Origin of the sequence: Pseudomonas fitomaticsae (assembly GCF_021018765.1) — a bacterium.
Taxonomy (GTDB): Bacteria; Pseudomonadota; Gammaproteobacteria; order Pseudomonadales; family Pseudomonadaceae; genus Aquipseudomonas; species Aquipseudomonas fitomaticsae.
On record NZ_CP075567.1, the window covers coordinates 5128042 to 5140839 of the forward strand.

The window sequence follows — 12798 nt, forward strand, 5'->3', positions numbered from 1 at the left end:
GAGGCATCCCCCCACCTCCCGCTATTAATACTCCTCCCCCCACTCAAGGACCCGAGCCCCACCATGAAATTCGACCTCGCCTACTGCCTCAGCCTCGACGACAAACTGTCGATCTATGACGTTCGCGATCTCAATTTCGATGAGACGGTGGCGTTCGATTCTGCGAAGGAACACTTCCAGTGCCCCAACGACGCCTGTCGTTCGGCCTTCGATGCTTCCAACGAGTTGGGCACGTTCAACGCCAAGAACGTGAATTACGTGCGCACGCCGCACTTCAAGAATCTGCCCGGTACGCAGCATGTGGCGGGTTGTCCGTATGTGAGTGTGAAGACGTCGGCGTCGGGGATTGAGGCGGCGGATGGGGAAACGGATGACGGGCGTGAGGAGCATTTCCCGTCGGAGTTGTTGCTGACGCGCCGTGAGTATGTGCGCAAGCCTGCCGCGCCAGCGGGGGCGGCGGATGTGTTGCGGGATGATCCGGTGCGGGTGGCGACTTCCCCCTCAAAAGAGTCGCCGAGTCGTGAGACGGCGCCGGACAAGACCAGTGTCTTCGCTCACCCCGTGGAGTGTTTTGTGTCGAACTTCGCGGACAAGGATTTGCTCAAGCGCATGCCATTGAAGATTGGCGAGCATACGGCGCCGTACAGTTCGTTCTTCAAGAAGATCGAGTACTTGATGGACAACAAGGGGCTGATTTACTGGGGCCGGATCAAGAAGATCGAGGACTTTCACAGCGCCAGTTTCCGGATCGATTTCGAGGACAAGGTCTGGTTCAAGAAGCCGGATGACAGCAAGAAGAAGCCTTATCCGGTCAGTGTCTATCTGAACAAAAAGCTGATCGACAACTACCGCAAGCGCAAGGCGTTTCTGGAAGAGATCAAGCACGCCATTGATAGCGACAAAGAGCTGTTCTGTTTCTTTTATGGCGTGACGCCGGAGTTGAAGCAGGTGCCGGGCAAGAAGAACCCCGAAAAGCCTTTCGAGGTCTTCAATGCCAATATCGAGAACCTGGATCACTTCATTATTCGTGAAGCGCCGGGTCTGGCGTGATGGTTAGCCTTGGGGCAGTTGAAGTTGGACGGCGCCGGGGTGTTGCTTGACGAGGGAGTACGGCAGGATCGACCACTCGGGTTCATCGCAACCACGTTGTACCCTTGGGAAGTACGGCCCCAGGTAAATGCCCTTGGCGGTGAAGTACCAATCGAAAACGCTCCAGACGTTTTCATCGGTGTAGTCGCAGCTGTCTTCATCACCTTCGGCTGGCTTCTTCATTTCGTCGGGATACAGCGAGGTGAATTGCTTTATAAGCCATTGCGCAAACTCCTCCCTCTGTTTGCCTTCGCTTGTTCCAGTCGAATTGCCTTCACGCCCACCCACCGCCAAAACGTCTTCCAGCTTTATCGCCTCCCCAGTATGAACATTGAGATTGATCGGGGAGTTGCCGACATCCGGATGCGCGCCGCCACAGTCGTAACCGGTGTTGATGTTCAGGCTGACGATATCGGACGACAGAAACGTGGGCGCGACGCTTTGCCATTGCTCGGCATTTTCGCCACCTTGCAGCATGCAGGCGTGATAACTGATGACCTCTTTCCAGAGCCGTCCCAACAATTGCTCGTTGATCCGCTGTTGCTCCTGTTTGGGATAACCGGACTCAATGCTGAAGAAAGAGATTTTCGACTCAGGCTCCATCCACCATTGCAGGTCGTAGCCCATGAAGTTGTCTTTCTTCCCCGGTTTGAGCTTGAGCCCCTGTAAGCGCAAATACTCGTAGGGATCATCTTTCGGCAACGTGGCAATAAAGGGCAACGTCGATGCGGTCGGCGCTGGAAGTTTGGCCTCGACCAGTTGTACAGGCAGTTTCTTGCCTTTCGGGTTTTGCCATTCGCCCTGCCAACCGTTGGCGGTGGATTTAAGTTTCAGGGTCGACAGCGGCTTGTCATCGCCGTAGCGATTGTTGCCCTCGACCAGCATCAGCGTGCTGTCCTGCAACGCGCCACTGAGGGGCAGATCACGGTGATACTTCTCGTAGAAATAACGGCCGGTCACTTCGTCCTGCTGCTGGGTATTGAGCTCAACCACAATCGGCGTCTTGCCCAGCGTGCCGGTGAACACACGTCTGCCGTCGTCAGCCTGAGCGGTGGAAAACAGTGAAAACAACGCGGCGGCGTATGGCGCCAGGCGCAACAGTCCCTTGAGCATGGATCGATCCCTGATTGAATAAGGCTGCGGAGTATGCAGAGGATGTGCGCAGGAATCGAGGTGCTACTTCAGTGTCATGCCCAGCATCACGACGATGAGTAGCGCGATATACACCCACGCATGCACCCGATCCGGTATCCGCCCGATCCACGGCGTGGCCAGTCGAATCCCCAGCATCGAGCCCAGCGTCAGCACCGAAAACGCCAGCAAATCCACATACCCGATAAACAATGGTCCAAGGTCTGTCTCGCTGAACCCTGCCATCAACATGTAAGTCAGCGTCCCCGCCAGCGCCACCGGCACGCTCAACGGATTGGCCATCGAAGTCGCCTGCGACATGCTCAACCCGCAACGCCGCAATAACGGCACGGTCATGACGCTTCCTCCTACGCCGAGAAAGGTCGCGATGGCGCCAATGCCTACACCGCCGCCGGACGTTTCCAGTGTTCTCAATCGACGTGGGATAGTGCCTTCCGATTGCGTAAGAAATCCGCGTCGCAACAGACAGTCGACAATCGTCACGCCGAGATAGGCGATGAAGGCATAACGGATGACTTCGCCGCTGACCCACACCGCTGCGATTGCACCGACGACCGCGCCCAATCCGATAAACCCACCCAAAGGCCACAGGTATTCACGGATGAGGTTGCCGGCCCGGCGATGTTTGTCGGTGGCGACCAGGGCGTTGACGATCATCACGCAGGTCGAGGTGGCGACGGCGATGTGCATGGCGGATTGGCTGATCGGGTCGTCGGCGCCGTGGCTCGCGGTGAGCATGCGGTACAGCAGCGGCACGACGACGAAGCCGCCGCCGAAACCAAAGAGCACGGCGGTGACGCCGGTCAGGCAGCCGAAGAGTGTCAGCAGGAGGTAGAACATGGCGCGTCGTCCGTTGTTTGGGAGCGGTCGACGATAGAGCGGCGGCGCTTGGCCTGCTTCAGCAAGTCAGCCAATAATGTTTGCGTTTACGCCAACTGCCGGATGCCGCTCGATGCGCAATTTTTCGATCAATCTGCTGGATGACACGCCGCGCCCGGTGGTGGCGATCGGTACGGATTATTCCCACGGCTATCTGTTGCCACGTCATACGCATCGGCGGGCGCAATTGTTGTACGGCGCGACCGGGGTGATGCAGGTCAGCACGCACGAAGGCAACTGGGTGGTGCCACCGCATCGGGCGGTGTGGATTCCGCCGGGGGTGGCGCATGAGGTGTTGATGCTCGGGGTCAGCACTCGCAGTTTGTATATCGAGCCGGGGGCGGTGGACCTGGGTGAGCGCTGTCAGGTGATCAGTGTGTCGCCGTTGATGCGGCACTTGCTGATGGAAGCCGTGGAGCTGCCGCTAACGTATGACCTGACCGGGCGTGACGGGGTGCTCATTGATTTATTGCTGCATGAATTAGTGCGCAGTGCACCACTTCCGTTGCATATCCCGCTGCCGTCTGACGGAAGACTGCTCGAACTGTGTCAGACCTTTCTGCATCAGCCAAATGCCCACCAATCGCCCCAGCATTGGGCCGACCAGCTGCACGTAAGCTTACGCACCTTCAACAGACTGTTTCGTCAGCAGACCGGCCTGAGTTTCAGTCAATGGCGCCAGCGCGCCTGCGTGGTATTGGCGCTGGCACGTCTGGCGGCGGGTGAAGCGGTGACGCGGATTGCCCTGGATTTCGGCTATGACAGTCCGGCAGCGTTCTCGACGATGTTCCGCCGAATCCTCGGTCAGGCACCGTCCGTCTGGTTGGAGGCAGCGAACTAGGGCAAATCAAAAAATGCGTTTGATCCCGGCCGAAAACAACTGTACAAAAACACAGTACATTTTCCATCAGCACTCTCGAGCCCGGAGCACACCATGGCCTCTTCAGCGATGAACCTCATCCTCGAACGTATCGCCCTTTTCCAGTTCACCCCGACGCATTGCTCCCAGGCCCGAGGGATGTTGGGCTGGAGCATTGAACAGTTGTCGCGAGAGGCCAAGGTTTCGGTGGACGACATTCAGCGGTTCGAAGCGCAGCAGGATGTAGCGGATGCGGCGCGGCTGGCGTTGACCTATCGGTTTGAGGCGCAGGGGCTGGTGTTCTTTCCGGGGTTTGCTCCGGGGCGTTCGACAAGCAATGGTTCGACAGCCGAATCAGTGCGTGGGGATTATGCGATGGCAGAGTGATTCGGTTCGCCTCACGGAGGCGAACCTGCACCGGTGAGTCAGGCTCCTTGCACCACCGCCTCACTCTCCCCTTCAACCGCCAGCCACCACGCATCCCCGCGTTGCGGTTGTGCCAGGTTGAACGCCTCGCCCATTTGCGGCGTGGTGATGGAAACACTGCGCTCCCAGGCCAGCGCAAGAATGCGGTCGAATGGCTCATGCCAGGCATGCATCGCCAGGTCGAACGTGCCGTTATGGATCGGAAACAACCAACGGCCCTTGAGGTCGATGTGGGCCTGCAGCGTTTCTTCCGGTTGCATGTGCACGTGTGGCCATTCGACGTTGTAGGCGCCGGTTTCCATCAGGGTCAGGTCGAACGGGCCGAACTGTTCGCCGATGCGTTTGAAGCCGTTGAAGTAGCCGCTGTCACCGCTGAAGAAAATTCGCGTGTCGCCGTCGATGATCACCCACGAAGCCCACAGGGTCTGGTTGCCATCGAACAGGCCCCGACCGGAGAAGTGCTGCGACGGAGTGGCGATGAAGCGGATGCCGGCGACTTCGGTGCCCTGCCACCAGTCGAACTGGCGGATTTTGCTGGCATCGATGCCCCATTTGATCAGGGTGTCGCCGACGCCCAGCGGCGTGAGAAACACGTTGACCTTATCCGCGAGTTTCAACACCGCTTCGTAGTCGAGGTGGTCGTAGTGGTTGTGCGACAGGATCACCGCTTCGATCGGTGGCAATTCGTCGATGCTGATCGGTGGCTGGTGAAAACGTTTCGGACCGGCCCATTGCACCGGCGAAGCGCGCTCGGCAAACACCGGGTCGGTGATCCAGAACTTGTCCTGCAGTTTGAGCAGCAAGGTCGAGTGACCGAGGCGATAGACGCTGTGGTTCGGCGCCGCAATCAGGTCGGCGCGGCTCAGGGGCTGTACCGGAATGGCGGCCGCCGGCCGGGTGTTGCGCGGTTTGTGGAAGATCATGTTCCACATGATCCGCAGCATCTTGCGCACACCTTCGCGCTGCACCGGCGCATGGTTGCGGAATACACCTTCGGCCTGACGCGAAGGTTCAGGGGTTTGACTGCCCGCAGAAGCAATGGATTTGGCCATGACTCAATGACTCCGGAAACACCGCGCAATTCACGGCTTTCCACGGTGGGACGATAAATGGCCAAGGCACGCACGCATCAGCCGGACATCTGGTTTTAGGTTGCACCGATTAACGCAACATTACACTGATCGGTGTAGTTTCTAGGTTGCATCAAACCTGATGACAAGTAAACTGCCGAGTGTAATTTCACCCTTTTTCTGCCGAATCGAATTTATGACAGCTCCCCAGCGCCTCACCGACCGTAAACGCGAAGCCATCATCCAGGCCGCGATCGCCGAATTCCGTACTAACGGTTTCGAGGTCACCAGCATGGACAAGATCGCAGCCACTGCCGGGGTGTCGAAGCGCACGGTGTACAACCATTTCCCGAGCAAGGAAGAGCTGTTCGCCGAAATTCTCAACCAGTTGTGGGCACGGATCAGCACCGAGCAAGCCGTGTCGTACCAGCCCGATCAGCCCTTGCGCGATCAATTGCGAACGATGCTGCTGGCCAAACTGCAGATGATGGCGGACGACAATTTCATGAATCTGGCCCGTGTCGCCATTGCGGCCGCGATCCACTCACCAGAGCGCGCGCAAAACATGGTGGCGCGCATGGGCGAACGTGAGGAAAGCGTGACCGTATGGATTCGCGCAGCTCAGGCGGACGGTCGGTTGAAACCGGTTGATCCGGAGTTCGCCGCGCATCAGGTGCAGGGGCTGCTGAAGGCGTTTGCCTTCTGGCCGCAGATCTCCATGGGCCAGCCCTCTCTCGACAGCACCACGCAAAACGCCGTGGTCGATTCTGCACTCGATATGTTTCTGGCTTGCTATCAGCTCTAGACAAGGCCTGCGCCACGGTAAATGGCTCACAAGGACACTGAATTTTCCCGCTGGAATAAATGACAATGCCTGTCATTGACCGATGAACGGTCTGTCTGAAGTATTACACTGCAAAGTGTTTCAGAATGAATCTGGCGCAGAACATCATGGAAAACCAACGCGGCAAAGGCTTGTCATTCGCCAGGCGCATTTACTTGCCACGGGCCATCGGATTGGGCATCGGTTTCTTCAGTGTCGGCGCCGCGCTGTATCCGTTGAACATGCCGGGCTGGCTCTGGGCGCTGTTGCTGTTCAACGGTTTTCTCTGGCCGCACGTGGCCTATCAATGCTCGACCCGCTCGGCTTTTCCCTACCGCGCCGAACGCCGCAACCTGCTCTATGACTCGGTGTGCGGCGGTTTCTGGACCGCGTGTTTCCAGTTCAACCCGCTGACCACCGTGACCATCCTGTCGATGATGACCATGAACAACGTGGCCGCCGGCGGTCAGCGTCTGTTCCTGCTCGGCGCCCTCGCCCAGGTGATCGGCGTGCTGCTGGGCTGGTCGGTGTTTGGGGTCAATTTCACCCTGACGGCCACGCAGACTCAGGTCTGGGCCTGCCTGCCGATGTTGACCCTTTATCCGCTGGCGCTGGGCATGGTCTGTTACCGGTTGGCGATCAAACTCGCCGAACACAAACGCACCCTGAGCGCCCTGAGCCGTACCGACAGCCTGACCGGCCTGCTCAACCACGGCGCCTGGAAAGACCTGCTGCATCTCAAATTCCAGCAGTGCCGGCAGCACAATTCCCAAGCCATTCTGGCGCTGATCGACATCGATCATTTCAAGTCGATCAACGACAGTTACGGGCACATCGTCGGCGATGCGGTGCTACGACAACTCAGCCGCGAGCTGAAATTCGTGCTCGACGAAAGCGAACTGGCCGGGCGTTACGGCGGAGACGAGTTCTGTGTGATTCTGCCCAATCTGCCACTCAGCAAGGCCGAAACGCTGATGGAGCAATTGCGTCAGGGAATGGATCGTTACCGCCACCCTGACGTCGCCGAACTGCGCGTCAGCCTGAGCATCGGGCTTGCCCGCTATCAAGCCTCTTACGCCGACGCCCTTGAGTGGTTCGATGATTCCGACAAGGCGCTGTATAGCGCCAAACACGCGGGACGTAACACGATCAGCGTGGCGCTGAACCGTTCCACTGCCTGAAAACTTGTACAAATTCGAGAAATATCGATTTCTTGTACAAGTTTATAAAGTTTTGTATAAGTGAATCCGCCAGCCTGGATGCTGGCACACTGCTTCCAGCCATCGACACATCTGGCTGGCTGACGCGGAAACAGGGATCCCACTTTCAGCCCTATTTCCAGAGTGCCGCCAGCATGTTTTTCAACCGCCACAAGTCCGCCCTCGACGCTCTCCAGAACACTCTCACCGAACAAGCCGGCCTGCTGGAGACGATCGATCGCTCCATGGCGGTGATCGAGTTCGATCTCGACGGCGTCGTGCTGCGCGCCAACGAAAACTTCCTGAACACCATGGGCTACAAGGCCGAACAAGTAATCGGTCAGCCCCATCGACGCTTCTGCCCGCCCGAGATTGCCCGCAGCAACCAATACACCGAGTTGTGGTCGAAGCTGAAAAACGGTGAGTTCCAGTCCGGCACCTTTGAACGTATCGACAGCCAGGGCCGACCGATCTGGCTCGAGGCCAGCTACAACCCGATCAAGGATGCCTCGGGCCGGGTGATGAAGGTGGTCAAGTACGCCATGGACGTCACCGCCAAAGTCCAGCAGGAGAGTGAAGCCAACGCCAAATTGCAGGCCATCGACCGCGCCATGGCGGTGATCGAATTCGACCTCGACGGCAATATCCTCACGGCCAATCAGAATTTTCTGACGCGCATGGGTTACACACTCGCCGAGCTGAAGGGCAAGCATCATCGGCTGTTCTGCCCGGCGGATCTGGTCAACAGCAGCGACTATCAGGACTTCTGGCGCCGATTGAATCAGGGCGAGTTTTTCCAGGGTCAATTCGAACGTATCGACAAACGCGGTCAGACCGTGTGGCTCGAAGCCAACTACAACCCTGTCTATGACGCTGCTGGCCGACTGTGCAAAGTGGTGAAGTTCGCCTCGGACGTCACCGCCCGGGTCGAGCAGCACGAGCAGGATGCACGCAGCGCCAGCGCCGCTTATCACATCTCCGTCGCCACCCGAAAAGTCGCCGAGCAAGGTACGCAAGTGATCCAGCAAGCGGCCAGTGAAATGCGCGACATCGCCGACGACATTGCCGAATCCTCGACCTTGATCGCGCAACTGGGCGAGCGCTCCGAACAGATCACCGCCATCGTCAACACCATCCGTGCGATTGCCGACCAGACCAACCTGCTGGCCCTGAATGCCGCCATCGAAGCCGCCCGTGCCGGCGAGCAGGGTCGCGGCTTTGCCGTGGTGGCCGATGAAGTACGACAGCTGGCGGCGCGCACCTCCGGCTCGACGGCAGAGATTTCCAACATGATCGGCCTGATCCAGAGTGAAACCCGTCAGGCGATCAAGAGCATGGAAGGCACCCGTGGTCGCGCGGCGCAGGGTGTCGAACTGGCGGATCAGGCCGGTACGGTGATTTTGCAGATACGGGACGGCGCCAGCGAAGCAGTGGACGCCGTGAGCATGTTCGCCAATGACCGGGCGTCGGGTTAAACACGATTACGGCAACCGCAGCGCCCGCCCCAGTTCGTCGAACAGCGTGACCACCGAGCGCAATGCGCGGCAGTCCGGGCGGGTCAGCAGCCACAGCGCGGTGTCGTAACCGTGCAGCGGCTCGCTTAAAGCTTGCAGCCCTTCATTGATGAGAAAGTCCGGCAACGCCGCCACGCCCAGCCCCGCTCGGACCAGTTCGGTCACGGACAGCATGCTGTTGCAGCGATAGCTCGGCGTCACACCCGGCAACTGCTGACGGCGCCAGGCGACGGTCGGGTGATCGGGCAGAAAGTCGTCCGGGGCGATCCAGGGCAGCGCCGCCAGATCGGCCGTTTCAACATTTTGTAGATAACGCTGACTGGCGCAGACCCGGTAGGAAATCTTCGCCAGCTCCCGTCCGACCAGATGCTCCGGCGGAGTACGCGTCAGGCGCAAGGCGATGTCGGCATCGCGGCGGCTGAGGTTGGCGAAATCATTGGACGTGCTCAGTTCGATGGTCAGCGCCGGGTAGTTCGGCATGAACTGCGCCAGCGCCGGCAGCAACAGACCTTGCAACACCGAGTCGGTGCAGGTCAGGCGCACCGTGCCGCTGACCACTTCGCCGCCCTGCTCCACACCAATCCGCGCCGCTTCCAAAGCTTGTTCAGCACGTTCGGCCTGCTCGGCCAGGGTTTGCGCGAGGCTGGTGGGCAAATAACCGGCGCGGCTTTTTTCGAACAGTTGCTGGCCGAGTGATGCTTCCAGTCGGCGCACGGCGCGAAACACCGTCGACACATCGACCTTCAACAGCTGCGCGGCCCGGGCCAGAGAGCCGCCGCGTACTAATGCGAGGATCAGGGCCAGATCCGGGAAATCCAGTTGGTATTGCGTGGCTGCATTGATCACTTGGGCAAACGCCAATTTAGAGTGCGTGAACGCCAATCTATAGTGAGCGTCATCCCTCAACAAGCACAGCGAGTACTCATGGAATCCAGAGCCCTGCGCATCGCCCTGATCGGAGATTTCGATCCGCAAGTCACTGCCCACCAGGCCATCCCGGTCGCCCTCGGACTGGCTGCGGAACACCTTCGCCATCCGGTTGATTTCGAATGGTTGGCCACCGACCGAATCCTGCCCGAGACGCCGCTGCAACCATTCGACGGCTTCTGGTGTGTGCCGGCCAGCCCCTACAAAAGCGAAGACGGTGCCCTGCGGGCCATTCGTTTTGCCCGCGAGCAGCAGCGACCGTTCCTCGGTACTTGCGGCGGTTTTCAGCATGCGGTGCTGGAGTTTTCCCGCAACGTGCTGGGCTGGGCCGACGCCGCGCATGGCGAAACTTCGCCCGACGCCAGCCGCGCGGTGCTCACGCCGCTGACCTGCTCGCTGGTGGAAGCGGTGGACAGCATTCATCTGGTGCCCGGTTCGTTGATCGCCAGGGCGTACGAAACGTCGGAGATTCGCGAAGGCTATCGCTGCCGCTACGGTGTGAATCCGCAATTCGAACGGGAGTTGCTGACCCATGAACTACACGCCGTGGGTCACGATTCGGCAGGCGATCTGCGCGCCATCGAACTGAAAAACCATGTGTTCTTCGTCGCCACACTGTTCCAGCCGGAACGCGCAGCGCTCAAGGGGCAATTGCCGCCGCTGGTGCGGGCGTTTGTTGAAGCCTGCTCGGAGCAATGTCGATGAAACCGAACACTGAGTGTTTCGCCGTGATCTTCACTTCGACCCGTACCGAGGGCGACAACGGCTATGCCGAAGCGTCCGAGCGCATGATGCAACTGGTGGCCGAGCAACCGGGGTTTCTCGGAATCGATTCGATCCGGGGGGCAGACGGAGTGGGGATTACGATTTCGTACTGGGAGAGCGAGGCGTCGATTCTGGCCTGGCGCGAGCATCCGGAACACCGGGTGATTCAGGCGCGCGGGCGGGCTGAGTGGTATTCGGCGTTTCGTACGCGGGTGTGTCGGGTTGAGCGGGAGTATCGGTTCGGAAAGTGAGTATTGCGGTGTAATCACTGGCCCCTTCGTCGGATCGCCGCCCGGACCAAGCCCGCTCCCACAGGGTAGTGCGCTGTTCTCAAGATCACGCCGTACCTGTGGGAGCGAGCTTGCTCGCGATGGAGGCAACTGAATCACCGAAAGCCTCAGCCCTTCACCAGACTGCGCACCGCCTCAATCTCTGGCACTTCGCGTTTACTCATGTAAACGCGCAACGGCTCGGTGATGTTGATCCGGTCATCGATGTTCTGATCCAGCAGCAACTGGATCAGCTCGCGCTTGAGGGTCATGGTCTGTTCGGTGGCCGGTGCCCAGACGAATTCGCTGCACGGGATGATGCCGTCATCGGCCACGTCCATGCCGAACGAGTCCTCACTGAAGCGCACGATGTACTGGCCGGTCTTGCGGTTGAGGCCGACAAAACCTTTGAGGTCGTCGGCGGCCTGGCAGATGAGTTGCGATGTGATGCGCATGGTAAACCTCACGAAAAGGATCGATGGTTTACACGCAGGGCAATGAGCGGCACACCCTCTGCCGGGGCGGTTGCCGTGGCCAAGCGTACTGCAAACAAACGCACAAAAGTGCGGAAATTTTCGCTTTCAGTACGTTTATGTCGGTCTCGCGATAGCACGTTTTCGTTTGAGTTGCTAAAAGGTACATCTTCGAAAATACCTGCGAAAGGACCTCGACATGCCCGCCACGTTCACCAAAAGCGCTCTGCTGCTGAGCCTGATGCTCGGCCTCGGCCAGGCCCACGCTGCCGCCCAGCCAAGCCCTGTTGCGCTCGCTGCCTCCGAGGGCATTCCGCACCCGGCGGTGATCGCCCACCGTGGCGCGTCCTTCGATGCCCCGGAATCCACCGCCGCCTCCTACAAACTGGCCCGCGACCTGGGCGCCGATTACCTGGAAATGGACTTGCAGCGCAGCAAGGACGGCGTGCTATTCGCCCTGCACGACGACAACCTGCAACGCACCACCGACGTCGCCACCAAGTTCCCGGAGCGCAAGGACAGCCCGGCCAATGCCTTCACCATGGCCGAACTGAAAACCCTCGACGCCGGCAGCTGGTACAACGCCAAGTACCCGGATCGCGCGCGTCCGTCCTATGTCGGTCTGAAGATTCTGACCCTGGACGAAATCATCGACATCGCCCAGGCCAGTCCGCAGCACAAGCCGGGTCTGTACATCGAAACCAAGGAGCCGAAGCTGTTCCCGGGGATCGAGCATGACCTGAAGGAAAAACTCCAGGCCCGCGGCTGGCTGATCCCGGCGGGCGCCAAACCGGCAAAAAACGTCGCCAGCGTCGGCGAGAGCAACGGCAAGGTGATCCTGCAAACCTTCGAGAAGAGCAGCCTGGAAATGCTGCAAAAGGAAATGCCGCAGGTGCCGAAGATCCTGTTGCTGTGGGTGGGCGAAGGCAGCATTGAGCCGAAATCCAAAGTGACCTTTGCCGAATCCGGCGAGAAGGACAAGAACGCTTTCTACGGCAAGCAGGAGCCGAAATCCGAAGCTGAATTCAAGCAGTGGATCGACTACGCCAAGGCCCAGGGTGCAATCGGTACCGGTCCTTCGGCGAGGCTGACCCACGGCGGCGATCAGAGCTATTCGGATCTGGTGCAGCCATGGATGAACAAATACACCCACGATCAGGGCCTGCTGGTGCACGTCTACACCGTGGATGAGCCGGTGGACTTCGAGAAGGTCATGGCCTCCGGTGTCGACGGCATCTTCACCAACCGCGCCAGCGAACTGTTGAAATTCTACAAACGCCCGGCCGCCGCCAGTGTGGATCAGGTGTTGAAGAACAACGGCTTCTGATCTGCAAATCAGAGCGTCAGTACCGC

Annotated in this window: 13 protein-coding genes and 2 pseudogenes; 10 read left to right on the forward strand and 5 right to left on the reverse strand. The window is 59.3% G+C overall.

Features of this window, described 5'->3' with window-relative positions; genetic code table 11:
• Positions 1-63 precede the first annotated feature (63 nt).
• On the forward strand, positions 64-1050 hold the full coding sequence (locus KJY40_RS23150; protein ID WP_230733022.1) for a hypothetical protein: 987 nt from the start codon (positions 64-66) through the stop codon (positions 1048-1050).
• Between the two features lie 3 nt (positions 1051-1053).
• On the opposite strand, the gene KJY40_RS23155 is transcribed toward KJY40_RS23150, so the two are convergent.
• Entirely contained in the window at positions 1054-2202 is a 1149-nt protein-coding gene (locus KJY40_RS23155; protein WP_230733023.1) for a hypothetical protein, read from the reverse strand.
• A gap of 63 nt (positions 2203-2265) precedes the next feature.
• On the reverse strand, positions 2266-3081 hold the full coding sequence (locus KJY40_RS23160) for a sulfite exporter TauE/SafE family protein (RefSeq protein ID WP_230733025.1): 816 nt from the start codon (positions 3079-3081) through the stop codon (positions 2266-2268).
• A gap of 112 nt (positions 3082-3193) precedes the next feature.
• Between KJY40_RS23160 and KJY40_RS23165 the strand changes: the two genes are divergently transcribed.
• Together KJY40_RS23165 and KJY40_RS23170 are read left to right on the forward strand one after the other, a co-directional pair.
• Positions 3194-3961 carry an AraC family transcriptional regulator gene (locus KJY40_RS23165; protein ID WP_230733026.1) on the forward strand — a complete coding sequence of 256 codons (768 nt, stop codon included), beginning with the start codon at positions 3194-3196 and terminating at the stop codon, positions 3959-3961.
• A 93-nt stretch (positions 3962-4054) separates the two neighbouring features.
• Positions 4055-4366: a helix-turn-helix domain-containing protein gene (locus tag KJY40_RS23170; protein WP_230733027.1), complete on the forward strand. Its 312-nt coding sequence runs from the start codon at positions 4055-4057 to the stop codon at positions 4364-4366.
• Between the two features lie 38 nt (positions 4367-4404).
• Here the strand turns inward: KJY40_RS23170 and KJY40_RS23175 are convergent, their stop codons facing one another.
• Positions 4405-5457, reverse strand: coding sequence for an MBL fold metallo-hydrolase (locus KJY40_RS23175; RefSeq protein WP_230733028.1), 1053 nt, complete (start codon positions 5455-5457; stop codon positions 4405-4407).
• Between the two features lie 214 nt (positions 5458-5671).
• On the opposite strand from KJY40_RS23175, the gene KJY40_RS23180 reads away from it, so the two are divergent.
• From KJY40_RS23180 to KJY40_RS29790, 4 genes and pseudogenes are all read left to right on the forward strand, one after another.
• Positions 5672-6280: a TetR/AcrR family transcriptional regulator gene (locus KJY40_RS23180; RefSeq protein ID WP_230733029.1), complete on the forward strand. Its 609-nt coding sequence runs from the start codon at positions 5672-5674 to the stop codon at positions 6278-6280.
• Between the two features lie 146 nt (positions 6281-6426).
• A complete protein-coding gene (locus tag KJY40_RS23185) occupies positions 6427-7479 on the forward strand; it encodes a diguanylate cyclase (protein WP_230737746.1) in 1053 nt (350 codons plus the stop codon).
• Positions 7480-7742: 263 nt separating this feature from the next.
• A pseudogene (locus KJY40_RS29785) lies at positions 7743-8426 on the forward strand (PAS domain-containing protein); the annotation flags it as partial.
• Between the two features lie 108 nt (positions 8427-8534).
• Positions 8535-8972, forward strand: a pseudogene (locus KJY40_RS29790) (methyl-accepting chemotaxis protein); the annotation flags it as partial.
• A 6-nt stretch (positions 8973-8978) separates the two neighbouring features.
• Here the strand turns inward: KJY40_RS29790 and KJY40_RS23195 are convergent.
• Positions 8979-9893, reverse strand: coding sequence for a LysR family transcriptional regulator (locus tag KJY40_RS23195; protein ID WP_230733031.1), 915 nt, complete (start codon positions 9891-9893; stop codon positions 8979-8981).
• Positions 9894-9935: 42 nt separating this feature from the next.
• Between KJY40_RS23195 and KJY40_RS23200 the strand changes: the two genes are divergently transcribed.
• Both KJY40_RS23200 and KJY40_RS23205 read left to right on the forward strand, forming a co-directional pair.
• Entirely contained in the window at positions 9936-10643 is a 708-nt protein-coding gene (locus KJY40_RS23200) for a CTP synthase C-terminal region-related (seleno)protein (RefSeq protein WP_230733033.1), read from the forward strand.
• The gene (locus tag KJY40_RS23205) at positions 10640-10954 is read left to right on the forward strand and encodes an antibiotic biosynthesis monooxygenase family protein (RefSeq protein ID WP_230733035.1); all 315 of its coding nucleotides are present in this window, start codon (positions 10640-10642) and stop codon (positions 10952-10954) included. Before KJY40_RS23200 ends, KJY40_RS23205 begins: the two co-directional genes overlap by 4 nt.
• A gap of 146 nt (positions 10955-11100) precedes the next feature.
• Here KJY40_RS23205 and KJY40_RS23210 read toward each other — a convergent pair whose 3' ends face one another.
• Positions 11101-11427 (reverse strand): DUF2025 family protein, encoded by a 327-nt coding sequence (locus tag KJY40_RS23210; RefSeq protein ID WP_230733037.1) that lies wholly within the window; start codon positions 11425-11427, stop codon positions 11101-11103.
• Positions 11428-11644: 217 nt separating this feature from the next.
• Here KJY40_RS23210 and KJY40_RS23215 point away from each other — a divergent pair, with 217 nt between their 5' ends.
• Positions 11645-12772 carry a glycerophosphodiester phosphodiesterase gene (locus tag KJY40_RS23215; protein ID WP_230733039.1) on the forward strand — a complete coding sequence of 376 codons (1128 nt, stop codon included), beginning with the start codon at positions 11645-11647 and terminating at the stop codon, positions 12770-12772.
• The last annotated feature ends 26 nt before the right edge of the window (positions 12773-12798 follow it).